Origin of the sequence: Bradyrhizobium sp. CB1717 (assembly GCF_029714325.1) — a bacterium.
Classification (GTDB): Bacteria; Pseudomonadota; Alphaproteobacteria; order Rhizobiales; family Xanthobacteraceae; genus Bradyrhizobium.
On the sequence record NZ_CP121666.1, the window covers coordinates 4,223,778 to 4,247,777 of the forward strand.

Sequence of the window (24,000 nt, forward strand, 5' to 3'; positions counted from 1 at the left end):
TTCGCCACGCGCTTTTCGTTCCACAGGTGTAGCCGCTGGCATTACGGCGGCGTTTGAGATCTTCAGGAAAGGGACTCAATGGGCAAGGAAGCCACCCGCGTTCGCCGTCGTGAGCGCAAGAACATCGCCTCCGGCGTTGCGCACGTGAACTCGTCGTTCAACAACACGACCATCACCATCACCGACGCGCAGGGCAACACGATTGCCTGGTCTTCCGCCGGCACGATGGGCTTCAAGGGCTCGCGCAAGTCGACCCCGTATGCGGCGCAGGTTGCCGCCGAGGACGTGTCGAAGAAGGCGCAGGAGCACGGCATGCGCACGCTGGAAGTCGAAGTCGCCGGTCCCGGTTCGGGCCGCGAATCGGCGCTCCGCGCGCTCCAGGCCGCAGGCTTCACCGTGACCTCGATCCGCGACGTGACCACGATCCCGCACAACGGTTGCCGTCCCCGCAAGCGTCGGCGCGTTTGATACCAAGTTGCGGGCGCATCGGCGCCCGCAATGACTTTTGTAAGAAGCCGCGGGCGTGGCCTGCGGCCTTTCTCCAACGCCAGTGTCTGCAACGGCAGTTCGACTGGCCTGTATGGGTGAAACAGTGACGATCCAGAAAAATTGGCAAGAACTGATTCGGCCGAACAAGCTCCAGATTCAGCCCGGTAGCGATTCGACCCGCTTTGCGACCATCGTCGCCGAGCCGCTCGAGCGCGGCTTCGGCCAGACCCTCGGCAACGCGCTGCGCCGCATCCTGCTCTCCTCGCTCCAGGGCGCGGCGGTGCAGTCGGTGCACATCGACGGCGTGCTGCACGAGTTCTCCTCGATCGCTGGCGTCCGTGAGGACGTCACCGACATCGTGCTCAACATCAAGGACATCTCGATCAAGATGCAGGGCGAAGGCCCCAAGCGCATGGTCGTGAAGAAGCAGGGCCCGGGCGTCGTCACCGCCGGCGACATCCAGACCGTGGGCGATGTCGTGGTGCTCAATCCGGACCTCCAGATCTGCACGCTCGACGAGGGTGCCGAGATCCGCATGGAGTTCACGGTCTCGACCGGCAAGGGCTATGTGCCCGCCGAGCGCAACCGCCCCGAGGACGCGCCGATCGGTCTGATCCCGGTCGACAGCCTGTACTCGCCGGTCCGCAAGGTCTCCTACAAGGTCGAGAACACCCGCGAGGGCCAGATCCTCGACTACGACAAGCTGACCATGACGATCGAGACCAACGGCGCGCTGACGCCGGATGACTCCGTGGCTTACGCCGCCCGCATCCTGCAGGATCAGCTCAACGTGTTCGTCAACTTCGAAGAGCCGCGCAAGGAAGTCGCCCAGGAGATCATCCCGGACCTCGCCTTCAACCCGGCCTTCCTCAAGAAGGTGGACGAGCTCGAGCTGTCGGTGCGTTCGGCCAACTGCTTGAAGAACGACAACATCGTCTACATCGGCGATCTCGTGCAGAAGTCGGAAGCCGAAATGCTCCGCACCCCGAACTTCGGCCGCAAGTCGCTGAACGAGATCAAGGAAGTGCTGGCCCAGATGGGTCTGCATCTCGGCATGGAAGTGCCGGGCTGGCCGCCGGAGAACATCGACGAGCTCGCCAAGCGCTTCGAGGATCACTACTGATCGACTTCACCGTCGCGGCCGGAGACATCTGGCCGCGATTGTTATGGGCGAACGCAGGAAGCCCACCTGAGCAACTGGTCCGACGAACCGTCGCGGCAGTTCATACGTAAGGAATAGACACATGCGTCACGGCAAGGTTCATCGGAAGCTCAACCGCACGGCCGAACACCGCAAGGCGATGTTCGCCAACATGGCGGCCGCGCTGATCAAGCACGAGCAGATCGTCACCACGCTGCCCAAGGCCAAGGAGCTCCGTCCGATCGTCGAGAAGCTCGTCACCCTCGGCAAGAAGGGCGGGCTGGCCATGCGCCGCCAGGCGATCTCCGAGATGCGCGACAAGGATCAGGTCAAGAAGCTCTTCGACGTGCTGGCGACCCGCTACAAGGACCGCCAGGGCGGCTACACCCGCATCATCAAGGCCGGCTTCCGCTACGGCGACAATGCCGCGATGGCCGTGATCGAGTTCGTCGATCGCGATGTCGATGCCAAGGGTCAGGATTCCGGCCCGGTGCAGGAGAAGGAAGCCGAGGCGGCGTAAGCCGTTTCTGCGGGACAGAATTGAAAGCGGCGCCCTCGGGCGCCGCTTTTGTTTTTGGGGCCAGCGGCGGATCCGCGAGGCTATTCCTCCTTGATCCCTGCCTTTTGGGCGATGTCCTTCATTTCAGCGGTCTCCTTGCCGATCGCTCCCGCCCAGTCGCTGTAGCGCGAGAAGCCCGGCTCGAAGCCGACCTTGGCGAAGCGCTCGGCCACCGAGGGATTGTTGATCGTCTCCTCCAGGGTCGCCGAGAGCTTGTCGTGAACGGCCGGCGGCAAGCCCTTGGGAGTGACCACGGCGCCCCATGAGGCGAAGTCGATATTGCCATAGCCGAGCTCGGCGAGCGTCGGAACGTCGGGCAGGAACGGCGTGCGCTTGCCCGAGAACACAGCGAGCACCTTGACGGTGCCGGCTTCGATCTGCGGCTTCACCGCGATCACGGTGTCGACGTGGTACTGGATGTGCTTGCCGATGAGGTCGTTCATCGCGGGCGCGCTGCCCTTGTAGGGCAGGTGGACCATCTTGACCCCGGCCGCCGATTTGAACAGTCGCCGGCAAAATGCGAGACGGTTGCGACGCCGAAGGACGCCAGCGACAGCTTGTCGGGATTGGCCTTGGCCTCGGCGACGAGCGCAGCCACGTCCTTGACCGGATTGTCCTTGTAGGTGACCAGCGCCAGCGTGATCTTGCCGACCTGGCCGAGCGGCTCGAAATCCTTGGCCGCGTCGTAAGGCACGCTTTCCTTCACGGCCGCCGGCAGCGTGAAGCTCGAGTTCGAGCTGAAGAACAGGGTGTATCCGTCAGGCGCCGAGCGCGCGACCTCCTTGGCCGCGATCGTGGTGCCGCCGCCGGGACGGTTCATGATGATCACGGGCTTGCCGAGCCGCGTCTCCAATTCGCCGCCGATGATGCGCGCGACCACGTCGGAAGCGCCGCCGGGCGGGAAGGGGACGATCAATTGCAGCGACTTTTCCGGATAGACCGCCTGAGCCGGTACGGGCGCATTGCCAGCAATCAAGCCGACCAAACCGAGCGCAACCGTCAAAGCCGTTCTGTTCATCGCGTCGTTCTTCCGTTTCTGTGTGAGCAAGAGAATTCCGGATAGACAAGCAACAATCGTTCCAGTGGCAGTGCACGGTGTCCGCGGGGTTGCAGGAAAGGTGCCAGGCGTCTCACTGATTGGTGAGCGCCGATTGCGGCCCGATCCGCGGCGTCCGATATCCCGATCATCAATCTGATGGAGATAGTACATGAACATCGACCTTTCCGGAAAGACCGCCCTCGTGACCGGCTCGACCGCCGGCATCGGCCATGCCATCGCCAAAGGCCTTGCCGTCTCGGGCGCGAGCGTCGTGATCAACGGGCGCGGCCAGGACAAGGTCGATGCGGCCGTGCGCAAGCTGGAAGGGACGGGCGCCAAGGTGCGCGGCATCGCAGCCGACGTCTCCACCGCCGCGGGCTGCAAGGCGCTGGTGGCCGCTCTGCCCGAGATCGACATCCTCATCAACAACGCCGGCATCTTCGAGCCGAAGGACTTTTTCGACATCCCCGACGAGGACTGGAGCCGCTTCTTCGAGGTCAACGTGATGAGCGGCGTGCGGCTGTCGCGCGCCTACATGAAGGGTATGCTCAAGCGCAACTGGGGCCGTATCGTTTTCATCTCCTCGGAGTCCGGGCTGAACATTCCCGTCGAGATGATCCACTACGGCATGAGCAAGACGGCCCAGCTTTCCGTTGCGCGCGGCCTCGCGCAGCTCACCCGCGGCACCGGCGTCACCGTGAATTCGGTGTTGCCGGGTCCGACCATGTCGGAGGGCGTCGAGACCTTCGTGAAGGATCTCGCGAAGCAAAACGGGCAGTCCGTGGACGAGGCCGCGGCCAATTTCGTCAAGCAGCATCGCCCGAGCTCGCTGATCCAGCGTTTTGCGAGTGTCGACGAGATCGCGAACATGGTTGTTTACGTCGCGTCGAAGCAAGCGTCTGCGACCAATGGCGCGGCTTTGCGAGCGGAAGGCGGCATCGTCAATACGATCGCATAAGAGCCGCCTATGACCGCTTATGCGATTTCTGAAGTCGAGATGCGCGACCTCGAGGGATTTGAAGCCTATCGCGCGCTCGCCGCGAAGACGATCGCGCAGTTTGGCGGGCGCTATCTCGTCCGTGGCGGCAAGGCCGAGCTGGCGGAAGGCAACCTTCCGCCGAAGGCCATCGTCATCGTCGAATTCCCGTCGATGGCGAGGCTGAAGGAATGGTACGCCTCGCCGGAATATGCCGAGGCGTTGAAGATCCGCGCCGCTGCGCTGGAGCGGCGCTTGATATTTGTCGAGGGCGTGGTGCCAGCCTAGAGCGCCGGTGCCGTAGGGTGGGCAAAGCGCAAGCGTGCCCACCACCTTGATTGCGCGTGTCGAGGAGATGGTGGGCACGGCGCAAGTGCGCCTTTGCCCACCCTAACGAGGTCTTCGCTACCACCCCTCCAGCACGATCTTGCCGCGCGACTTGCCGCTCTCCAGCAGCGCATGCGCGCGCTTGAGGTTGGCGGCGTTGATCGTGCCGAAGGTCTGGTCGAGCGTGGTGCGCAGCACGCCCTTGTCGATGAGGTCGGCGACGTCGTTGAGCAGATGATGCTGCGCGATCATATCAGGCGTCTGGAACGAGGAGCGCGTGAACATCGATTCCCAGTGCACCGAGATCGCCTTGCCCTTGAACGTGCTCATGGCGAATTCCGGGGGATCGTCGATCAGGCCGAACCGTCCCTGCGGCGCCATGAACTCCGCGATGCTCTTGTAGTGCTGATCGGTGAAGGTGAGGCTCGCCACCAGCGCGACCGGCGGCAGCTTCAAGCTCTCGATCTGCTCCTTCATCGGCTTGCCGTGGTCGATCACCGCATGCGCGCCGAGATCGAGGCACCATTTCTGCGATTCCGGACGCGTCGCGGTCGCGAGCACCGTGAGGCCGGTGAGGCGGCGAGCGAGCTGGATCAGGATCGAGCCGACGCCGCCGGCGCCGCCCGTGATCAGCAGCGTGCGCGGATCGACGCTCTTGCCGGGCACGGCGCCGAGCCGATCGAACAGCAATTCCCAGGCGGTGATGGAGGTGAGGGGAAGGGCTGCTGCCTGCGCGAACGAGAGCGACTTCGGCTTGTTGCCGACGATGCGTTCGTCGACCAGATGGAATTCGGCGTTGGTGCCCTGGCGCAGGATCGAGCCGGCGTAGAACACTTCGTCGCCCGGCTTGAACAGCGTGACCTCAGGCCCGACGGCATCGACCACACCGGCTGCGTCATAGCCGAGAATCTTGGTCTCGCCCTCGGGCGGGGCGGCGCGCTTGCGCACCTTGTAGTCGACTGGATTGGCCGAGATCGCCTTCACGGCAACGCGGATGTCGCGCCCCTTGGGCTCGGGTTTTGCGGTCTCGAAATCGATCAGTGAATTCGCGTCCTCGATCGGAAGCGACTTCTTGTAGCCGACGGCCTTCATGGCGTGTCTCCATCAGTTGGCGCAGCTTGTCGCGTGCGCCTGGCCTGCTAACTGTCCCCATGGCGTCCATTTGGCAAGTACTGTAAATTCGGGGATATAGTCCCTGTTTGGATACTATTGGGAAAACACGCATGAAACGGCGCAATTTTGCCCGTCGTCCCGGCTGTTCGGTCGAGGCGACGCTGGATCTGATCGATGGCAAGTGGAAGGGCGTGATCCTCTATCACCTGCAGAGCGGAACCCAGCGCTTCGGCGAATTGCGCCGCCGGATGCCCGGCATCACCCAGCGCATGCTGACCAAACAGCTTCGCGCGCTGGAGGAGGACAAGCTCGTCATCCGCAAGGTCTATGCCGAGGTGCCGCCGCGGGTGGAGTACTGCCTCTCCGAGCTCGGCGAGAGCCTCAAGCCTGTGATCGATATTTTGAAGGCCTGGGGCGAGAGCCATCAGCAGCGGCTGTCCTGCGCGCCGCCGCCGGTGGTCGTGAAGAAGCCGAAGCGGGCGGCGTGAGTATCCGGGAGCGGTCCCTGCCGCTCCCGGACGATATCGTGTCAGAACGCGAACTGCGTGCGCATCGCGACCGCGTCGAATTTCGAGCCGACATTGGCGCTCGAGACCGCTGACGCCTGCCTGGAGATGTCGCCATGCAGGTAGTCCAGCATGAAGCGGACGTTGCCGTTGACGTACCAGTTGAGCGCCAGGGTGTAGACGTTCTGCCGGCCACCGGCGACGCCGTTGGCGGTCGCGAGCTGGTCGTTGAGGTCGATCGTCGAGAAGCGTCCCGCGATCTCCCACGCGCCCCAGCCGCCGCCATCGAGCGAGAACGGATGCGCCGGCTTGATGCCGCCATAGGCGGCGTTGCCGGCGTTGTAGGTGTGGGTCTCACCCGTCAGCACGTAACCTGCCTGAGCATAGCCGCCCTGGAATTTCAGGCTCGGTGCGCCGACCAGCGGAACGCTGGTGTTGGCGGTGCGGTCGACATTGTACCAGAAATACTCGCCCTGCACGATGAACGGCCCGTAGGTTGCCGCGGCTTCGAGGCTGTAGACCTGCGCGCCCGAGACATTGGCGATCGCGCCGGTCGAGATCAAAGTGGTCGGGTCGAGACGCAATTCGGGACGATCGCTCAGCGTCACCGTCTGGGTGTTGGCGATCAGGTTGCGCGGCGGCTGGATCAGCCATTGCGCGTCGGCGCCGATATGCACCGAGTAGTCCTTGCCGCTGATCGGGTTGCCGGCAACACGCGCCACCGCGCCATATTGCTCGCTCGTGCCCGCAGGCGCCGCGCTCGAGGCGGAATGGATCGCGCCGGTCGAGGGCCCCGTGACGTAGCCGCCGATCCAGAGCTGATCGTTGTACCAGCGCGTACCGGCGGCGGAGCGGAAGTCGCCGGCGGCGATGTTGGTGGCGACCACGCCGGGTGAGGCGCGCTCCATGAACAGGATGTCGTTGGAGCTCGTGGCCTCGTCCAGAGTGTAAGGCAGGTCCATGATGCCGGCCTCGACCGCCATGCGCCCGCCGAACGGTTTCAGGCCCGTGTAGCTGATATAGGCGTTCTCCACGCCGGAGACGCCGCCGCCCGGCAGCGAGCCCGCGGCGGCGCCGCCGAATCCGTCGGAGGAGCCGCCGAAGTCGTAGATCAGCGCGAAATTCCAGTCGTGGAAGAACTTGCCGGTCACGCCGATGCGCGCGCGGCGGACGTTCTCGCCGCTGTCCAGCTTTTGCGGCACGGTGGCCGCGGTGTTGGGACGATAATCATAGCCGCCAATGTCGTAGTGCAACCGGCTGGTGATGGCGACGCAGTTGGCCTGGTCGGCGGTGCAGATGGTTGGCCGGTTGTTCGGCATCGTGACGACGACGCCGGAGGCGGGCGCCGGTCCCTTGAGCGGGATTGCCGCGTTGGCGTTGGCGACCACCGCCTTGGCTTCCGAGCGCGCTTCGGCCTTCGCCTCAGCCTTGGCTTCGGCTTTCGCCTTCGCCGTGGCCGCCGTGTTTGCCGCGGTCTGGCTCTGCAGCTTGTCGAGCTTCTGCTCGAGTAGCTTCAGCTGTTGCTTCAGCAGCGCAATTTCCTGCTCACTGTTGCTGGCCGATTGGGCCTGGGCCTGCGAGGCCGCCAGCGCGCCGGCGAGACCAATCGCCGTGGCTGCAAGTCTTGTCCTGCTCACGTTACGCCTCCATCGTTTGACGAACTTCCCCAAGTCACTTCCCAAGTCGCGAACGGAGAGCCTAGGTGGGGTCGATGACTGCCCCGCGACGCTGCGCCCGGTTGCGCGGTTCCCACTGATGCAAATTCGCCGCAACCGAATCCGCTTCTCACCAGAATGCTGGATGATGCGCATCATGCCAATGGACAGTCGCTCCAAATTGCCGATTCGCACGCGGGGCTTGCAGGCCGGACACACCGGGGAGCCGAATATTGCCGCCCGGCGCCCTTCTATTGCCTGGCGAACGCGCCTATATTCCGTCGTCTTTTCCGAGAGGTAGGAATGTTTCGATCGATCCGTCCCGCCGTGGTCGTCACGGCACTGTGCATAGCGTTTTCAGCCCACTTCAATCCAGCCGCCGCCCAGGACCGCCGTGTCCCGTCCTCGCCGGCCGAGCTGCGGCTGTCCTATGCGCCGATCGTGCAGCGGGTGCAGCCGGCGGTCGTCAACGTCTATGCCGCGAAGGTAGTGCAGAACCGCAATCCGCTGCTCGACGATCCGATCTTCCGCCGCTTCTTCGGCGTGCCGGGCCAGCAACCCGAGCAGATGCAGCGCTCGCTCGGTTCCGGCGTCATCGTCGATGCCTCCGGCCTCGTCGTCACCAATGTCCACGTCATCGAGGGCGCGGACCAGGTCCGGGTATCGCTGTCGGACAAGCGCGAGTTCGAGGCCGAGATCCTACTGAAAGATTCCCGCACTGATCTGGCCGTGCTCCGCCTGAAGGACACCAAGGAGAAATTTCCGACGCTGGACTTCACCAATTCCGACGAGCTGCTGGTCGGCGACATCGTGCTCGCGATCGGCAATCCCTTCGGCGTCGGCCAGACGGTGACGCACGGCATCATCTCGGCGCTGGCGCGCACGCAGGTCGGCATCACCGATTACCAGTTCTTCATCCAGACCGATGCGGCGATCAATCCCGGCAATTCCGGCGGCGCGCTGGTCGACATGAGCGGCAAGCTCGCCGGCATCAATACCGCGATCTATTCGCGCTCCGGCGGCTCGCAGGGCATCGGCTTTGCGATTCCCGCCAACATGGTTCGTGTCGTCGTCGCCTCCGCCAAGAGCGGCGGCAAGGCGGTGAAGCGGCCGTGGCTGGGGGCAAAGCTGCAGGCGGTGACGCCGGAGATCGCCGAGAGCCTCGGCCTGCGCTCGCCGACCGGAGCGCTCGTCGCGAGCGTGGTGTCGAACGGCCCCGCGGCCAAGGCCGGCCTGAAATCCTCCGATCTCATCACCGGCATCGACGGCCAGGCCGTGGATGATCCCAACGCCTTCGACTATCGGTTCGCCACGCGTCCTTTGGGCGGCACCGCGCAGATCGACGTGCAGCGCGGCGGCAAGCCGGTCAAGCTGACCGTGGCGCTGGAGACCGCGCCCGACACCGGGCGCAACGAGCTCGTCATTACCGCGCGTTCGCCGTTCCAGGGCGCGAAGGTCTCGACCATCACGCCGGCGGTTGCCGACGAGCTGCATCTGGACGCCGACACCGAAGGCGTCGTGATCGCCGATCTCGGCGGCGACAGCGCGGCGGCGAGTGTGGGCTTCCAGAAGGGTGACATCATCCTCGCCGTCAACAACCAGAAGATCAGCAAGACCGGCGATCTCGAGAAGGCCGCGAGCGAGCGGCCGCGGATCTGGCGCATCACGCTGGTGCGCGGCGGTCAGCAGATCAACGTTACGCTGGGCGGATGAGTCCGAAGCGACCACAGGAGACGCCAACGCTCTTCGCCGCGGCGGGGCTCGATCACGAGGCCCCGCATCCGCTGCCGGATCGCTTGCGTCCGCGTGCGCTGTCGGAGGTCGTCGGCCAGGATCACATCCTCGGCCCCGACGGCGCGCTGACGCGCATGCTGGAGACGCGCACGCTGGGCTCGCTGGTGTTCTGGGGCCCGCCCGGCACCGGCAAGACCACGGTGGCGCGGTTGCTGGCGGACGCCACCGATCTGCACTTCGAGCAGATCTCCGCGGTGTTCTCCGGTGTTGCCGACCTCAAGAAAGCGTTCGACGCCGCGCGCGCCCGCCGCGAGATGGGCAAGGGCACGCTGCTGTTCGTCGACGAGGTACATCGCTTCAACCGCGCCCAGCAGGATTCGTTTCTGCCCGTGATGGAAGACGGCACGGTGGTGATGGTCGGCGCCACCACCGAAAACCCGTCCTTCGAGCTCAACGCGGCGTTGCTCTCTCGCGCGCGCGTGCTGGTGTTCCGCTCGCTCGACGCCGCCGCGATCGAAAAGCTGTTCGCGCATGCCGAGGCGGTCGAGGGCAGGAAGCTGCCGCTGGACGCCGAAGCGCGCGCGGTGCTGGTGCGCATGGCCGATGGCGACGGCCGCGCGTCGCTGACGCTCGCCGAGGAGGTCTGGCGTTCGGCGCGAGCGGACGAGATTTTCAACGCCGCGCAGTTGCAGGACATCCTGCAGCGCCGCGCGCCGATCTACGACAAGTCGGCCGACGGTCACTACAATCTGATCTCGGCGCTGCATAAATCGGTGCGCGGCTCCGATCCCGACGCCGCGCTGTATTATCTCGCGCGCATGCTGGATGCCGGCGAAGACCCGCTGTTCCTTGCCCGCCGCGTCGTGCGCATGGCGGTCGAGGACATCGGTCTTGCCGATCCGCAGGCGCTCGTCGTCGCCAATGCCGCCAAGGACGCCTTCGACTTCCTCGGCCATCCCGAGGGCGAGCTCGCCATCGCGCAAGCCGTGGTCTATCTCGCCACCGCGCCGAAATCGAACGCGGTCTACGCCGCCTTCGGCACGGCGATGCAGGTCGCCAAGCAGGCCGGCTCGCTGCTGCCGCCCAAACACATCCTCAATTCGCCGACCAAGCTGATGAAGTCGGAAGGCTACGGCACCGGTTACGAATACGACCACGACACCCCGGATGCCTTCTCCGGCCAGGACTACTTCCCGGAAGCCCTGGGCCGCCAGACCTTCTACGACCCGCCCGAGCGCGGCTTCGAGCGGGAGATCAGGAAACGGCTGGATTACTGGGCCAAGCTGCGCAAGGAGCGGGGCGGCTCGCGCTAGAGGCGGCCATTTCGTCGTGACGGAAGGCCGCTTTTAGGGTACGCAGGCATTCATGAGCCGCCGCATCAAGAGAATGAATCCAAAGCCCCGTTCGCGTGACGAGCGCGATGACGCACGCCCGCATCAGGCGCGCAGCGCGAAGAAGGCCGGGCCGCGTCCGGGGGGCAAGCCCGGCAGCAAGCCGCCGCGCTTTGCCGGCGAGCGCGCCGAGCGGCGTGGCCCCGAGCGTGCCGAGCGGCGGCCGTCCAAAGCCGCCCAGGAAAGGCCTGCGCCGGAGAAGCCGGTCGAGGCGCTGCTGCCGACCAAGGTGCAGACCGTCACAGTCACGGCCGACGAGAACAACATGCGCGTCGACCGCTTCCTCGAGGCGCGCTTTCCCGGTCTGTCATTCTCCCACATCCAGCGCGTCGTCCGCAAAGGCGAGCTGCGCGTCGACGGCAAGCGCGTCGACAGCAAGGACCGGCTGGAGGAGGGACAGAGCGTCCGCATTCCGCCGCTGAAGCTCGACACGCCGAAGGCGGTCGGCGAGCTTTCGGAGGCCGCGCAGAAGACGCTCAAGGCGCTGAAGGAGATGACGATCTACGAGGACGACGACGTCCTCGTGCTGAACAAGCCGGCGGGCCTTGCCGTGCAGGGCGGTTCGGGGATGACGCGGCATATCGACCAGATGCTGGAGGTGATGCGCGATGCCAAGGGCCAGAAGCCGCGCCTCGTGCACCGCATCGACCGCGAGACCTCGGGCTGTCTCCTGATCGCCAAGACGCGCTTTGCCGCCTCGCATCTGACCGGGGCCTTCCGCTCGCGCTCGGCGCGAAAAGTCTATTGGGCACTGGTGCCGGGCCTGCCGAAGCCCAAGCAGGGCCGCATCTCGACCTTCCTTGCCAAGGAGGAGAGCGAGGACGACACCATCATGCGCATCGCCCAGCATGGCGACGAGGGCGCCAGCCACGCGGTGACGTATTACGCGGTGGTCGAGACCGCCGGCAACAAGCTGACCTGGGTGTCGCTGAAGCCGGTGACGGGCCGCACCCACCAGCTCCGCGCCCACATGGAGCATATCGGCCATCCCATCGTCGGCGATCCCAAATATTTCAACATCGAGAACTGGCAACTGCCGGGCGGCCTGCAAAACCGCCTGCATCTGCTCGCGCGCCGCATCGTCATTCCGCATCCGCGCGGCGGCGTGATCGACGCCACCGCGCCGCTGCCGCCGCATATGCAGCAGTCGTGGAATCTGCTTGGGCTCGATGCCAGCCGGTTCGACCCGATCGAGAACGCGCCGGAGGAGTAGGGGTACCCCCGTCATTGCGAGGAGCTCTTGCGACGAAGCAATCCGGACTGCCTCCGCGGAAAGATTCTGGATTGCTTCGCTGCGCTCGCAATGACGGTGCGGAAACAGCAGTGGTTGGCCTTCCTTCAATTCCGAAACTGCTCCAAGAACATCCGCAAGGAGTCGTGCGGGCTCTCGACATCCGTGATCAGCCAGCCCTCGGGCCCGTTCACGAGGACGAAGTTCAGCACCACCCGGCGGCCGTGATTGTCGAAATTCGCCGCGACATAAGTCTTGTCGTACTGCTTGCGGACGACCTCAATCGCGACCGGGCCGAGCTTCCAGCTCGGGCTCTGCACCAGGAAATCGTAGGGCTCGACTCTCGGCGTGCTCCAGGCCTTGCGCAGGGGCAGATCGAAGAACTGGCGGGCGGTCACGGCATCACGCGGCAGGCCTTTCGACAGCTCCGGCGCGCCTTCGCCGTAATGGGCATAGACGTTGCGGACCAGCGATTCCGGGGTGCGGAAACCTGCCTCCGCCGCGGCCAGCCAAAGTCCTGCCAACAGGGCCCCAATGCCCGCAAGTTCCCTCATGCCCGCCGCTCGCTTTATCGGCCACAGGTCTTATCTTACAAGCCTAGCATCCAGCGACCGGGACCGAAAACTCACATGCGCGAATTGTTCGAAGAAGCAGCAGGCCAGCCCCCGCCGGATCCGCGGGAATCGGCGCGCCAATCCGCGCGCACGCCGCTGCGCAAGCGCTTCTACAAGGCGGCCGGCGTCACGGATGCCGACGGCGGCTTCGCCATCACGCTCGACGGCAAGCCGATCCGCACGCCCTCCGGCCGTCAGGTGGCGATCCCCGCGCGCGCGCTGGCCGATGCGGTGGCCGCGGAATGGGCGGCCCAGGGCGAGACGATCGACCCTGTCACCATGCCGCTGACCCGGATCGCCAACAGCGTGGTCGAGGGCGTCGTCGATCGCGTCGAGCTCGTCAGCGACGATCTTGCAAAATACTTCGAGTCCGACCTGCTGTTCTATCGGGCCGGCCATCCCGAGGGGCTGGTCGCCCGTGAGGCCGCGCACTGGGACCCCGTGCTGTTCTGGGCCGCGGAGACGCTGGGCGCGCATTTCATCCTGTCCGAGGGCGTCATGCATGTGAAACAGCCGGACGAGGCGCTGCAGGCCGCCCGGGCCGCGCTGCCCGGCGATGCCTGGTCGGTCGCAGCCCTCCACGTGGTGACGACCCTGACCGGCTCGGCGCTGCTGGCGTTGGCGCTCGCCCATGGCGTGCGCGATGCGGACCAGGTCTGGGCCGCCGCCCATGTCGATGAGGACTGGAACGCCGAGCAATGGGGCGTGGACGAGGAGGCGGCCGCCCGCCGCGCCGCCCGCCTGAAGGATTTTCAGGCCGCCGTGACGGTTCTGGCGGCCGTGAAGCCGCCCGCGGCCCAAGGTCCTTAACGAGAGGTTTACGAGGGGGCCTTAGGGTGGGGGCTCGCGTTTCCCAGGCCCCTTGAGATGCCGACGCCGATAAGCTCGATCGTTCCCGTCAGTGCCGCCAGCCCTGTGGCTGATGCGACGACGCCCGATCTCGTGCTTCAGGCCGGCAGCGTCGTCGACGCAAGGGTGGTCAGCGTGATCGCCGACAATCTGGTGCGGATCGCCATCGCCAATCTCTCGATGGACGTGATGTCGGAGGTGGCGCTGACGCCGGGGCAAAACCTCCAGCTCGCGGTGTCGCAGAACGACGGCACGATCCGGCTCGCCGTGATGAGCGGGGCAGGCGAGGCGACTGCCGATCAGATTACGCTGACGCCGCGCGCGGCCTCGCTGGTCGACAGCCCGCCGCTTGCGCCGTCGGCGGTCCCGGTGCGCAATACCCTGACCCCGTCCGAGCAGGTCGCCGTCAGCGCCGCTTCGGCCGAGGCCGTGACGAAACAGGGCAGCCAGGCGCCGCTGTTCGCCAATCTGGCCTCCGTCGTGACAAGCAGTGATTTGCCAGCGGGATTGAAGCAGGCGGTGCAGGACGTGCTGGCGCAGCAGACGCCGCTCGACACCGCGCTTGATGGCGGCGATATCGAATCCGCATTCAACAAGTCCGGGCTCTTCCTCGAAGCCTCATTGGCCGCAGGCACAACGCCGTCTCCTGGCGCGACGCCGGACTTGAAGGCCGCGCTGCTGGTGCTGCGCCAGACCCTGGCCACCCTTGAGACCACCGTGCCGCCGGCGCCGGCGCGAGGCGCCGCGCTGCCGACGAGCGCCGCGGCCACGCCGCAGACCGCAGCTTTGCTGGCAGGTGAGGCCACGCAGGCAGTGATGCCTTCACCCGACGCGCAGGTCGCCCAACCGACGCAATTGTCGCGCGGCGCGCTTGCCGCCGCCGTGCTGGCGGAGATGGCGGGCGGCAATCCGCAAGCCGCGGTGCTGCGAACCATGTCCGCAGGCCTTGCCGCCAGCCTGCTGCAAGAGGTCACGCAGAACCTGCCGCGCATGCTCGGCAATTTGCCGGGCTCCAGCAAGGCCGTGCCGGATGGTCACGTGTTCGAGGCCGCCGCGCGCGCGACCACACCGCCGCCGTTCCGCGGCGCGCTGCCAACGTCGCAGCCTGTCGCTTTGCCATCGCTTGCACCGGACGCACCTCTGGCCGCGACCGTGCATCGTCTGCTCGATGACACCGATGCGGCGATCGCGCGGCAGACGTTGTTGCAGGTTGCCTCGCTCCCCGATCGCACGGATGCCTCTGGTCACCGCATCGATCCGGCCGCGCCGCAGTGGAATTTCGAGATCCCGTTCGCGACCCCGCAGGGCACCGCGATGGCGCAGTTCGAGATCTCGCGCGATGGGGGCAACGAATCCGCCGATCCCGCCAAGCGCGCCTGGCGTGCGCGCTTCACGCTCAATGTCGAGCCGGCCGGGCCCGTGCACGCGCTGATCACGCTGAACGGCGACAAGACCTTCGTGCGGATGTGGGCGGAGCGGCCGGCGACCGCGCAGCAGCTCCGCGCCGGAATCGGTGAGCTCAGCCAGGCGATGACCAAGGCCGAGCTCAAGCCCGGCGACATCGTCGTGCGCGACGGCACGCCGCCGCAGCCGGCGCCGGCCCGCGCCGGCCACTTCCTGGACCGCGCCACATGAGCGATCCATCCAAGCTTGCGATCGCGCTGCATTACGAGAAAGGCTCCGGCGCGCCCGTCGTCGTCGCCAAGGGCAAGGGCTCGATCGGCGAAAAGATCGTCGAGATCGCCAAGGCCAACGACATCCCGATCGAGGAGAACGAAATTTTGGCCGGCGCGCTCTCCAAGGTCGAGCTCGGGGAGGAGATCCCGCCGGATCTCTACAAGGCCGTCGCCGAAGTGCTGGTGTTCGTGCTGCGGCTGTCAGGCCGGGGGCGGTAGAAACAAGCTGTCATCGTTTCACCACGTAGCGGCTGCATGGTCGCGGCCACCTTCATCATTTATCGGATCCCGCTCTTGCTCACCCGCCGCTCCACCCTCGGCCTTCTCGCCGCAGCCGCCACATTGCCGTCACGTGCACTCGCCCATGTCGCGCCACCGCGCAACGAGATCCGCGACAGCCTCGCCAAGCGCTTCACCGATCTCGGCACGTCAGGCACCTTCGTCGGCTACAAGGTCGAGGACTATCTGATCGTCGCCAGCGACAAGGAGCGCTCGGGCGAGGGCAAGCTGCCAGCCTCGACCTTCAAGATTCCGAACTCGCTGATCGCGCTGGAGACCGGTGTCGTCGCTGATCCCGACAAGGACGTGTTTCCCTGGGACGGCGTCAAGCGACCGATCGAAGCCTGGAACAAGGATCACACGTTGCGCAGCGCGATCGCTGTCAGCGCGGTGCCGGTCTATCAGGAGATCGCGCGCCGCATCGGGCAGGAGCGCATGCAGAAATATGTCGACGAGTTCGACTACGGCAATCGCGACATCGGCGGCGGCATCGACCAGTTCTGGCTCACCGGGAATTTGCGCATCGATCCGGTCGAGCAAATCGATTTCGTCGACCGTCTGCGCCGCCGAGCGCTGCCGCTTTCCAAGCGCAGCCAGGACCACGTCGCTGACATCCTGCCCGTGACCAAGGTCGGCGACAGCGTCATCCGCGCCAAGTCCGGCCTCCTGGGTGCCGAGCGCGGCGAGCCGTCACTCGGCTGGATGGTCGGCTGGGCCGAGAAGGGTGAGGCGCACACCGTGTTCGCGCTCAACATGGATTGCAAGGAGCCGCGCCTCATCGGCGAGCGCATGCCGCTGACGCAAGCCTGCCTTGCCGAGATCGGCGCGATCTAGCGCTGTCGCGCCGGCGCCGCTCGGCCACCGTCATTGCGAGGAGCTCTTGCGACGAAGCAATCCAGACTGCTGCCGCGGGAAGACGGAGTATGCGGTGTCTCCTATGGCCGAGGAGCCGTAGGGTGGGCAAAGGCGCGCAGCGCTGTGCCCACCATCATCTAGTGGTGGGCACGCTTTCGCTTTGCCCACCCTACGGCATCTCGTCTGCGAGCTGCTTCCGCGCCTAACCCAGCTTGAACAACACCTGCAAGAACTCCTCCACGGCCTTGCGCGACTCCGCGGCGGTCGTCGGATTGCCGCCGACATGCGGGTTGAGCTCAACGCAGGAATCCTTGTAGGTGAACGGCGCATTCGTATCGCCATTCATCAGCACGCCGCCGTCACCTTCCTTGATCTTGCAGTTGCGCACGGTCTGCGCATTCGCCGACACGGCAACGGTGTTGACGCCGAGCAGGCCGCTGTCAAAGCCGTGCGCGCTGTCGGGATATTCGGTCAGCACCACGTCCCGCCCGGCGCTCTTGAGCCGCTCGACAAAGGCCTTGCAGCTCCTTACGGGATTGTAGTCGTCAGGCGTGCCGTGGAAGATGCGGATCGGGCGCGCGGCGATCTCGCTATCGCCGACATAGGTCGTCGAGCAGTCCGGATAGAACGGGATGTACGCTGCGAACTGGATGCCGGACTTGTTCCAGAGCTTGTTGAAACGCTCCAGGCTCGCATAAAGCGTCGCCTGTCCGCCGCGCGAAAAACCCATCAGTACGATGCGGTCGGGGTCGACGCGCGGGTGCTTCGCCAGGATCTCCAGCGAGCGGTAGATGTCGACGATCAGGTTGAGCCGGCCGAGCAGGGCCTGGTTCGGCCCCACCACCGTCAACCCGCGCCCGGTAAAACCGTCGATCACGAAGGTCGAGATGCCCATGGCATTGAAGGCGTGCACCCAGGCCTCGGTCGTGGCGCCGACGCCGCTCGAACCGTGCATCAGCACCACGACCGGCAGCCTGCCGGTGCCCTGGGCAACGCGGAATTCGCCGGCAACCGTCACCGCCTTGCCCGCGGCTGCATCGCCGCTGAGAAATTGCTGGTCGGAGAGGGTGAGCGAGGGGATCGGATAGATCTCGGCGCGCGTGGCGACTTCCTTGGGAAGCGCCTGCGCATTGGCGAATACGGTGGAAACGCAGAGCGCAATGAGCACCATGGCGGCGCGGAATGCCGTCGGCATCGGATCCTCCCTTGTGATTTTCGGGGAGTAGAGCAACGGACCTGTGCGCTGTCAATTTGACGCGCGACGGTCTCAGCCCTTGTCCGCCGACTTCTTCGCCGTCAGCGCCTGGTCGATCGCAAAGCCGCCGATCTCGCTCATCGCCTGCGAGATCACGTCGCCGCGTCGCGCAAAGCCGCTGGAGAGATAATCGAACTGCGTCCGCGCCAGCCGCAGCACCTCGATCGGCACCGAGACCACGGTCTCGTTGAAACTGTCCACGGAGGCGCGCAAGCTGTCGAGCTCGCTCGTGAGCTTGCCGATGTGGCTCTCTGCGTGCTGCATCAGGCCGAGCAGTTTGCCGCGCTCGGCATCGAAGGCGGCGCGCTCGGCGGCAGCCGCCGCGGTGACGTCCGCAAGCTGTCTCTGCAGCGCCTCGATCTGGCCGACCATGGCATCGGAGGCGAGCTCGGCGGCCTCGCGCAGCTCGGTGCTGCGCGTGCTCTCTTCCTGCGCCTGATGATACAGCCGTTCGGCCGACATCGCGCGCTGGCTCAGCGACTCGATCATGCGGGCTGCGCGCAGCAGCATCTCACCGTTCCGCCCCGACACCATGCTGGCCATGCGCCGCAGGAAGTCGATGGTTTCGGACGATGGGTTCGGCGGCAGTGGGACGACCGTCGCGGACATGGGTGATGCTTGAGCCAGGGCATGATGACCGCCGCCGTACCGACTTGGCTCACGCAACATTCGGCGCCTGATCGCAAGGCTTGAAGCAAGCCTGAATCGGTCGGCCCGGTCAACCGGCTAGCGCGGCAAATACGGTCCCCTAGCCCGGATGGAGCGCAGCGCAATCCGGGACAGGGCAGCTCGGGGAGAACCCGGATTACGCTTCGCTCCATCCGGGCTACGCAGTCAGCCGAAGCGGGATCAGGCGTCCCTCTGCCGCCCGATCCGGCCGAGATGGGTGAAGCCGAACCCGGCGGAATATTTCAGGCCGTAGCCGAGCGCCCGGTCGATGCCGATATGGGCGAGCCAGATCAAGGCGATGGACAAAGTGAGGGGCGAGGCAAGGCCGAAGCCCAGCGTCAGCAGCGTCACCGGCGCCATGTAGCTGTGGGCGGCGTTGTAGACCATCGCGCCGAATTTGGCGTCGGACAGGTATGCCAGGAAGCTCAGATCGGGGACGAAGAACAGCAGGGCAAACACCAGCCACGACCCGTCCCAGGCCGCGTAGAGCATCACCATGCCCACAAACAGGGTCAGGCCCTCCAGCCGCAGCAGGATGTTGACGCCGCCTGTCGCCGCGCCCGTCTCGGCCGTTCCTTCCGTCATGCTCGTCTCCCGGACAAAACTTTGTAATTCCTTGTGCTTTCCCGCTACGGCAGGGCAGCCCTGCGACGGCGAAAGCGGCTTTCCGGGCCGCAAAATGCCGTGTTAGAACCCCGCATCACTTAAGACCTGGCGGGAGCAAATGAAACACATCCTGGACGCCCTTGAAGATCGTCGTGCCGGCGCGAAGCTCGGCGGCGGGGAGAAGCGCATCGAGGCGCAGCACGCCCGCGGCAAGCTGACCGCACGCGAGCGCATCGAGCTGCTGCTCGACAAGGGATCGTTCGAGGAGTTCGACATGTTCGTCGAGCACCGCTCCACCGAGTTCGGCATGGAGAAGTCCAAGGTGCCTGGCGACGGTGTCGTCACGGGATGGGGCACCGTCAACGGCCGCAAGACGTTTGTCTTCGCCAAGGACTTCACGGTGTTCGGCGGCTCGCTCTCGGAAACGCACGCGCTCAAGATCACCAAGTTGCAGGACATGGCGATGAAGGCGCGGGCGCCCATCATCGGCCTCTATGACGCGGGCGGCGCCCGTATCCAGGAGGGCGTCGCGGCACTCGCCGGCTATTCCTACGTGTTCCGCCGCAACGTGCTGGCCTCGGGCGTGATCCCGCAGATCTCCGTCATCATGGGCCCCTGCGCCGGCGGCGACGTCTATTCGCCCGCGATGACCGACTTCATCTTCATGGTGAAGAACACCAGCTACATGTTCGTCACCGGCCCCGACGTCGTGAAGACCGTCACCAACGAAGTCGTGACCGCCGAGGAGCTCGGCGGTGCCTCGGTGCACGCCACGCGCTCCTCGATCGCCGATGGCGCCTTCGAGAACGACGTCGAGACGCTCTTGCAGATGCGGCGCCTGATCGACTTCCTGCCCTCGAACAACACCGACGGCGTGCCGGAATGGCCGAGCTTCGATTCGATCGAGCGCCTCGACGATTCCCTCGACACGCTGATCCCCGACAATCCGAACAAGCCCTATGACATGAAGGAGCTGATCCTGAAGGTCGTGGACGAGGGCGATTTCTTCGAGATCGCGGAGAGCTTTGCCAAGAACATCGTCACGGGCTTTGGCCGCATCGCCGGCCGCACCGTCGGCTTCGTCGCCAACCAGCCGATGGTGCTGGCCGGCGTGCTCGACTCTGACGCCTCGCGGAAAGCCGCGCGCTTCGTCCGCTTCTGCGACGCCTTCAACATCCCGATCGTCACCTTCGTCGACGTGCCGGGCTTCCTGCCCGGAACCGCGCAGGAATATGGCGGCCTGATCAAGCACGGCGCAAAGTTGCTGTTCGCCTATTCGCAGTGCACCGTGCCGCTCGTCACCGTCATCACCCGCAAGGCCTATGGCGGCGCCTTCGACGTCATGGCGTCGAAGGAAATCGGCGCCGACATGAACTACGCCTGGCCGACCGCCCAGATCGCGGTGATGGGCGCCAAGGGCGCGGTCGAGATCATCTTCCGCAGCGACATCGGCGACCCCGACAAGATCGCCGCCCGCACCAAGGAATACGAAGACCGCTTCCTGTCGCCCTTCATCGCCGCCGAACGCGGCTACATCGACGACGTCATCATGCCGCATTCGACCCGCAAGCGCATCGCGCGGGCGCTGGCGATGCTGAAGGACAAGAAGACGGAAATGCCGGCGAAGAAGCACGACAATTTGCCGTTGTGAGGAATGGTAGCCCGGATGAGCGCAGCGACATCCGGGTTCTCGGCCAAGTCCCGCATGTCGCTTCGCTCATGCGGGCTATCGTCGGGCCCACCTGACAGCTTGAATCCTACGGCAATGGGAGGCTTAGCCAAAAGCAGAACGGAAGCTGCTGCAATCAAACATTGTAAAAAAGTGTGGTACAGCTAGAATCTGGCATGCAATGGCTGGGGGGCCGACGTATGCACTATAAATTGTATCGCTATCAATTGACTAAGGTTTCCGGAGAAAAAGAGCGCGAAATTCATCCGGATGATCATTTTAAGCTGTTTCAACGAGCAAGGGGCACCGACTCGTATGGTGAATTCGCAGAATATCGCGGGAAGCGAGATAGCGTACTGATGTTTGTACGCGAATATAGATCCGATTTCGTGGGCTTGATCGGTCGCCATTCGACGGAGCGAGAGGTAACAACATACGACGCCAAGGAAGATGAAACGTATCAAGTAGAGGTCGACGACGACGACTATCCAAACGCGGCGTTTGTCTGCCTACCTCGTTTGCGCATGATCGCATGCTCTGATGGTGCGAGAATGCCGGCTGACGGCGCGATGTCGCGGCTCCATCAGATATTGCTCTATCGACATCGAGCATATTTTGTTGTCGAGGCTATTAAAGAGACCTTCGATCTTCGGAAAGCAGTTAATCGGTTTCGGCTTATTGAAGTTACGTTCGATATCCTACCTGTCAATCCTCACACCGGTGACTTAGGTCTAAAGCTTGATGAAAGTCGCAAGCTCGATCACATCAAGAAGATTAGCGGAAAAGCAACAGCGCCTTCCTCAGCGCCAATGACTCTGGAGGGTGGGTTTCTTACTTCCGTTCAGCAACTGCAGCAAAGTGGGCACGCAAAGGTCGGCTTCGTCGGTCGGACGGACGAGGGCACTGAAGTAAAGGTACCGAAGCCCGGAAAGACAACGGAGCTGGCAGAAGACGAAGAGGACTCTGTGCGCAACGAGAGTGTCGGAGTGCGCATTAAGGTGCCCGAGAAGCTCGACTATCCGTTCAATCAAGCCTATGTCACACGAATTCGAAAGATCGCACGTCAATTTGAGGAATCTACCTTGGATGACGGGGATGGATAGATGTCCAAACTTCTGGTCCGTGTTGGCCGAAGCCTTGGGATTGTCCGCTGAGCGCCGTGGATTTTGGGCGTATGTTCCGTGGTGGCTGACTGTCTGTTGCGCTCTACCACTTCTTGCCGTGTTCTTGATGAGAAATTCTCTACGACCTCAGATTACCGACGGAAGTATCGCGACTGTGCTCGCGGCCATTGCAGTCGTTGCGGGGTTCTTCGGATCTGTGTCTGTTGCGACAATTGGCCAAGTGCAGCGAATGGTGGCTGAGTATCCGTTCTCAAGTTATTTGCGTGAAGAAAGGCTATTTGATCAATTCTTGTTCTGGCCGCAATTTACCCTTCTGCTTCAAATTGCTCTTTTGCTGATATCGGCCGGCCTCGCAGCGGTTACTCGATTGTTTGAGGCCGACGGTCTGAATCGATACCTGATAGCGGTTGATGTCGGGCTTCTCGTCTACGTTTGCAGTAAGACTTGGAGGCTGGTTGATCTTGTTCGCCAATTGACTTGGCACTACGAGCAATACAATCGACTCTACAAGGAATACCAAACGGGCAAGCAATAATTGTTGAAAAGCTGCCCTAGAAAGATGTCGCGATCCCGATCGGAAGTTACGCCAACGCACATCGTGTCAATCGACTATCCGCAGGCTGCAGTCTTTCTTGAATGCCCACTGCCAGGAGGTACCAAGAGATGTTGGGCTCCGCATTATATTATCCGTTTATCGATGTTCGGGACCAAAGCTGGCTTAGATCCGCGATCCTATTTTGGGATAAATTACAGACGATCGTCCCGACCACTATAACAAGGCCGTATTTGAACGAGGATACCAGGATCTGTCATCAAGAGGGCTATCTAGAGCCGTTGTACTGTGAATTGCATCCCGAGGTGCTTCAACGACTTGGAGAGAAGGTAATCAACTTGTTCGAGCGCCCCGATTGGCTTGACGATCTGCTTTTGAACGGCTCTCAAGTGGATCCAAGTCTCAGAGTCCTCCGTCAATCGGAATTGCTACGGCACAGAATCGGTGACGATCTTCAATTGGTTGGTTTGTACCCGGGGAAGATGTCCGAAGCGATGAAGGATGCAATTGTCCGCCTCGGGGTAGGACGTCTGCATCCTGCAAAAATGTCACGTGAATTACAGAATGCGATGCGGTCAGATCCCCTTGTGTCGCGCGTCTTCGGAAAGACTCCACGGGAGCTGAGGAAATTGTTTGGATACAGAGAGGAGTATGAGGGAGATTGGATTTTAGTGAATAGCAACTTTGCTGCTGCGTATATGGCTGCCCTGGCCGTCATGCTGGCTGAACAAAAGGGGATTTCCCCGCTCACCAACCAAGATTCTGTTCAAGGCTTGAACCTTAGATTTCTTATTGACGATAGTGTGGGTGTTGGCGAACGCGAGGCCAATGCAGCTCTGCTGACCGTCGTGATGGAGGGGCTGCGGATCGACCCCGAGACCTCAGTTGCCAAAATGCTCGAATTTCGGCGATCGAGGGCAATTCAACTTGCTGAGCTTTCCGGAACGTTTGACGATCTTAGAGCAAAGATAGGAAAGAGCGAGAGCGCACGCGAACTTCAGGAAAATGCAGCGCGAATATATGCGAACAAGATTCGTCCAGGGTTGGAGAAGTTGAAGCGAGAAATGCAAGACCAAACGATCCAAAGTGCCTGGAAGGGATTCTATCAGGCCGCGACATTGTCTGCGGTGGCCGGAGGTTCTCTCTTAGCAAGCTTTGCGCAGGCAAATTCAATTAGTGTCTTTGGTGCGGGGCTTTTTATGACCGGCGCCAACATAGCTGTGGAGGCGGCGTACGCAAGGCGCAAAGCACGAGCGTCTTCACCTTTCACATATCTTCTAGATATCGAGAAGGAGTTCTCGTTGCCTCGATACTAGAGCGGGTACTGGATGGAATGACCGAAGACGATGTGACTGACGAGATTTCAGAACTTGAAGATCGGATCGAGGCTCTCGCCGAGATCGCCGAGCGATGCCGGAAGTACATCCTGGCGTCCAAGATCGCCATCGGCGGCGGGGCCGCGCTGCTGTTGGTCACGGTCCTCGGCCTGTTGGGGACAGGTCAGACCGCGGCGCTCGGATCGATCGCCCTAGTGCTGGGCGGGATCGTGTCGCTGGGCTCGAACGTCAGTACCTTGCGGCAGACGGACGACGCCATCAGCGCGGCGGAGGCGCGCCGTTCGGCGTTGATCGGCAGCATCGACCTCAGGGTTGTCGCCGATACGCCCCTGAAGCTGGTGTAACGCCGCTTG

General features: G+C 63.7%; 26 protein-coding genes. 18 read left to right on the plus strand and 8 right to left on the minus strand.

Going from position 1 to position 24,000, the window contains the following annotated elements; genetic code table 11:
- Positions 1 to 78 precede the first annotated feature (78 nt).
- The 3 genes from rpsK (at position 79) to rplQ (ending at position 2,150) form a co-directional block, all read left to right on the plus strand.
- Positions 79 to 468 carry a 30S ribosomal protein S11 gene (gene rpsK, locus QA649_RS20050; RefSeq protein WP_007603045.1) on the plus strand — a complete coding sequence of 130 codons (390 nt, stop codon included), beginning with the start codon at positions 79 to 81 and terminating at the stop codon, positions 466 to 468.
- 112 nt (positions 469 to 580) lie between these two features.
- A complete protein-coding gene (locus QA649_RS20055; protein ID WP_283025678.1) occupies positions 581 to 1,612 on the plus strand; it encodes a DNA-directed RNA polymerase subunit alpha in 1,032 nt (343 codons plus the stop codon).
- Positions 1,613 to 1,733: 121 nt separating this feature from the next.
- Positions 1,734 to 2,150, plus strand: coding sequence for a 50S ribosomal protein L17 (gene rplQ / locus QA649_RS20060; RefSeq protein WP_018647260.1), 417 nt, complete (start codon positions 1,734 to 1,736; stop codon positions 2,148 to 2,150).
- Between the two features lie 80 nt (positions 2,151 to 2,230).
- On the opposite strand, the gene QA649_RS20065 is transcribed toward rplQ, so the two are convergent.
- Both QA649_RS20065 and QA649_RS20070 read right to left on the minus strand, forming a co-directional pair.
- Positions 2,231 to 2,668, minus strand: a complete 438-nt coding sequence (locus QA649_RS20065) for a tripartite tricarboxylate transporter substrate-binding protein (RefSeq protein ID WP_283025679.1) — start codon at positions 2,666 to 2,668, stop codon at positions 2,231 to 2,233.
- Positions 2,629 to 3,207, minus strand: coding sequence for a tripartite tricarboxylate transporter substrate binding protein (locus QA649_RS20070; protein WP_283025680.1), 579 nt, complete (start codon positions 3,205 to 3,207; stop codon positions 2,629 to 2,631). The genes QA649_RS20065 and QA649_RS20070 overlap by 40 nt, the downstream gene beginning before the upstream one ends.
- 190 nt (positions 3,208 to 3,397) lie before the next feature.
- On the opposite strand from QA649_RS20070, the gene QA649_RS20075 reads away from it, so the two are divergent.
- Complete coding sequence (locus tag QA649_RS20075) at positions 3,398 to 4,186, plus strand: SDR family oxidoreductase (RefSeq protein ID WP_283025681.1); 789 nt, start codon at positions 3,398 to 3,400, stop codon at positions 4,184 to 4,186.
- A 9-nt stretch (positions 4,187 to 4,195) separates the two neighbouring features.
- Positions 4,196 to 4,492 carry a DUF1330 domain-containing protein gene (locus tag QA649_RS20080; protein WP_283025682.1) on the plus strand — a complete coding sequence of 99 codons (297 nt, stop codon included), beginning with the start codon at positions 4,196 to 4,198 and terminating at the stop codon, positions 4,490 to 4,492.
- Positions 4,493 to 4,609: 117 nt separating this feature from the next.
- On the opposite strand, the gene QA649_RS20085 is transcribed toward QA649_RS20080, so the two are convergent.
- Entirely contained in the window at positions 4,610 to 5,623 is a 1,014-nt protein-coding gene (locus tag QA649_RS20085) for a zinc-binding alcohol dehydrogenase family protein (protein ID WP_283025683.1), read from the minus strand.
- Between the two features lie 131 nt (positions 5,624 to 5,754).
- On the opposite strand from QA649_RS20085, the gene QA649_RS20090 reads away from it, so the two are divergent.
- Complete coding sequence (locus QA649_RS20090) at positions 5,755 to 6,132, plus strand: helix-turn-helix domain-containing protein (RefSeq protein WP_018647266.1); 378 nt, start codon at positions 5,755 to 5,757, stop codon at positions 6,130 to 6,132.
- A gap of 41 nt (positions 6,133 to 6,173) precedes the next feature.
- Here QA649_RS20090 and QA649_RS20095 read toward each other — a convergent pair whose 3' ends face one another.
- Positions 6,174 to 7,787, minus strand: coding sequence for an OprO/OprP family phosphate-selective porin (locus QA649_RS20095; RefSeq protein ID WP_283025684.1), 1,614 nt, complete (start codon positions 7,785 to 7,787; stop codon positions 6,174 to 6,176).
- A gap of 321 nt (positions 7,788 to 8,108) precedes the next feature.
- Here QA649_RS20095 and QA649_RS20100 point away from each other — a divergent pair, with 321 nt between their 5' ends.
- From QA649_RS20100 to QA649_RS20110, 3 genes are read left to right on the plus strand one after another with little or no spacing between them, the layout of a single operon-like run.
- On the plus strand, positions 8,109 to 9,518 hold the full coding sequence (locus QA649_RS20100; RefSeq protein ID WP_283025685.1) for a DegQ family serine endoprotease: 1,410 nt from the start codon (positions 8,109 to 8,111) through the stop codon (positions 9,516 to 9,518).
- Positions 9,515 to 10,852, plus strand: a complete 1,338-nt coding sequence (locus tag QA649_RS20105) for a replication-associated recombination protein A (RefSeq protein ID WP_283025686.1) — start codon at positions 9,515 to 9,517, stop codon at positions 10,850 to 10,852. Before QA649_RS20100 ends, QA649_RS20105 begins: the two co-directional genes overlap by 4 nt.
- Positions 10,853 to 10,904: 52 nt before the next feature.
- Positions 10,905 to 12,143 (plus strand): RluA family pseudouridine synthase, encoded by a 1,239-nt coding sequence (locus tag QA649_RS20110; protein ID WP_283025687.1) that lies wholly within the window; start codon positions 10,905 to 10,907, stop codon positions 12,141 to 12,143.
- Between the two features lie 125 nt (positions 12,144 to 12,268).
- On the opposite strand, the gene QA649_RS20115 is transcribed toward QA649_RS20110, so the two are convergent.
- Entirely contained in the window at positions 12,269 to 12,715 is a 447-nt protein-coding gene (locus QA649_RS20115) for a hypothetical protein (protein ID WP_283025688.1), read from the minus strand.
- A gap of 75 nt (positions 12,716 to 12,790) precedes the next feature.
- On the opposite strand from QA649_RS20115, the gene QA649_RS20120 reads away from it, so the two are divergent.
- The 4 genes from QA649_RS20120 (at position 12,791) to blaOXA (ending at position 16,413) form a co-directional block, all read left to right on the plus strand.
- A complete protein-coding gene (locus tag QA649_RS20120; RefSeq protein ID WP_283025689.1) occupies positions 12,791 to 13,585 on the plus strand; it encodes an ATP12 family protein in 795 nt (264 codons plus the stop codon).
- Positions 13,586 to 13,642: 57 nt separating this feature from the next.
- Positions 13,643 to 15,259, plus strand: coding sequence for a flagellar hook-length control protein FliK (locus tag QA649_RS20125; RefSeq protein WP_283025690.1), 1,617 nt, complete (start codon positions 13,643 to 13,645; stop codon positions 15,257 to 15,259).
- The gene (locus tag QA649_RS20130; protein WP_283025691.1) at positions 15,256 to 15,519 is read left to right on the plus strand and encodes an EscU/YscU/HrcU family type III secretion system export apparatus switch protein; all 264 of its coding nucleotides are present in this window, start codon (positions 15,256 to 15,258) and stop codon (positions 15,517 to 15,519) included. Before QA649_RS20125 ends, QA649_RS20130 begins: the two co-directional genes overlap by 4 nt.
- A gap of 75 nt (positions 15,520 to 15,594) precedes the next feature.
- The gene (blaOXA, locus tag QA649_RS20135; protein ID WP_283026057.1) at positions 15,595 to 16,413 is read left to right on the plus strand and encodes a class D beta-lactamase; all 819 of its coding nucleotides are present in this window, start codon (positions 15,595 to 15,597) and stop codon (positions 16,411 to 16,413) included.
- A 223-nt stretch (positions 16,414 to 16,636) separates the two neighbouring features.
- Here blaOXA and QA649_RS20140 read toward each other — a convergent pair whose 3' ends face one another.
- The 3 genes from QA649_RS20140 to QA649_RS20150 all read right to left on the minus strand — a co-directional run bounded on the left by QA649_RS20140 (position 16,637) and on the right by QA649_RS20150 (position 18,943).
- Positions 16,637 to 17,629 (minus strand): dienelactone hydrolase family protein, encoded by a 993-nt coding sequence (locus QA649_RS20140; protein ID WP_283025692.1) that lies wholly within the window; start codon positions 17,627 to 17,629, stop codon positions 16,637 to 16,639.
- Positions 17,630 to 17,701: 72 nt separating this feature from the next.
- Positions 17,702 to 18,298 carry a hypothetical protein gene (locus tag QA649_RS20145; RefSeq protein WP_283025693.1) on the minus strand — a complete coding sequence of 199 codons (597 nt, stop codon included), beginning with the start codon at positions 18,296 to 18,298 and terminating at the stop codon, positions 17,702 to 17,704.
- A 240-nt stretch (positions 18,299 to 18,538) separates the two neighbouring features.
- On the minus strand, positions 18,539 to 18,943 hold the full coding sequence (locus tag QA649_RS20150) for a DUF4260 domain-containing protein (protein ID WP_018647277.1): 405 nt from the start codon (positions 18,941 to 18,943) through the stop codon (positions 18,539 to 18,541).
- A 139-nt stretch (positions 18,944 to 19,082) separates the two neighbouring features.
- On the opposite strand from QA649_RS20150, the gene QA649_RS20155 reads away from it, so the two are divergent.
- From QA649_RS20155 to QA649_RS20175, 5 genes are all read left to right on the plus strand, one after another.
- Positions 19,083 to 20,615 carry an acyl-CoA carboxylase subunit beta gene (locus QA649_RS20155; protein ID WP_018647278.1) on the plus strand — a complete coding sequence of 511 codons (1,533 nt, stop codon included), beginning with the start codon at positions 19,083 to 19,085 and terminating at the stop codon, positions 20,613 to 20,615.
- A gap of 218 nt (positions 20,616 to 20,833) precedes the next feature.
- A complete protein-coding gene (locus QA649_RS20160; RefSeq protein WP_283025694.1) occupies positions 20,834 to 21,736 on the plus strand; it encodes a hypothetical protein in 903 nt (300 codons plus the stop codon).
- Entirely contained in the window at positions 21,720 to 22,292 is a 573-nt protein-coding gene (locus QA649_RS20165) for a hypothetical protein (RefSeq protein WP_283025695.1), read from the plus strand. Before QA649_RS20160 ends, QA649_RS20165 begins: the two co-directional genes overlap by 17 nt.
- A gap of 251 nt (positions 22,293 to 22,543) precedes the next feature.
- Positions 22,544 to 23,626, plus strand: coding sequence for a DUF6236 family protein (locus tag QA649_RS20170; RefSeq protein WP_283025696.1), 1,083 nt, complete (start codon positions 22,544 to 22,546; stop codon positions 23,624 to 23,626).
- Between the two features lie 17 nt (positions 23,627 to 23,643).
- Positions 23,644 to 23,991: a hypothetical protein gene (locus tag QA649_RS20175; RefSeq protein WP_283025697.1), complete on the plus strand. Its 348-nt coding sequence runs from the start codon at positions 23,644 to 23,646 to the stop codon at positions 23,989 to 23,991.
- Positions 23,992 to 24,000: the final 9 nt, after the last annotated feature.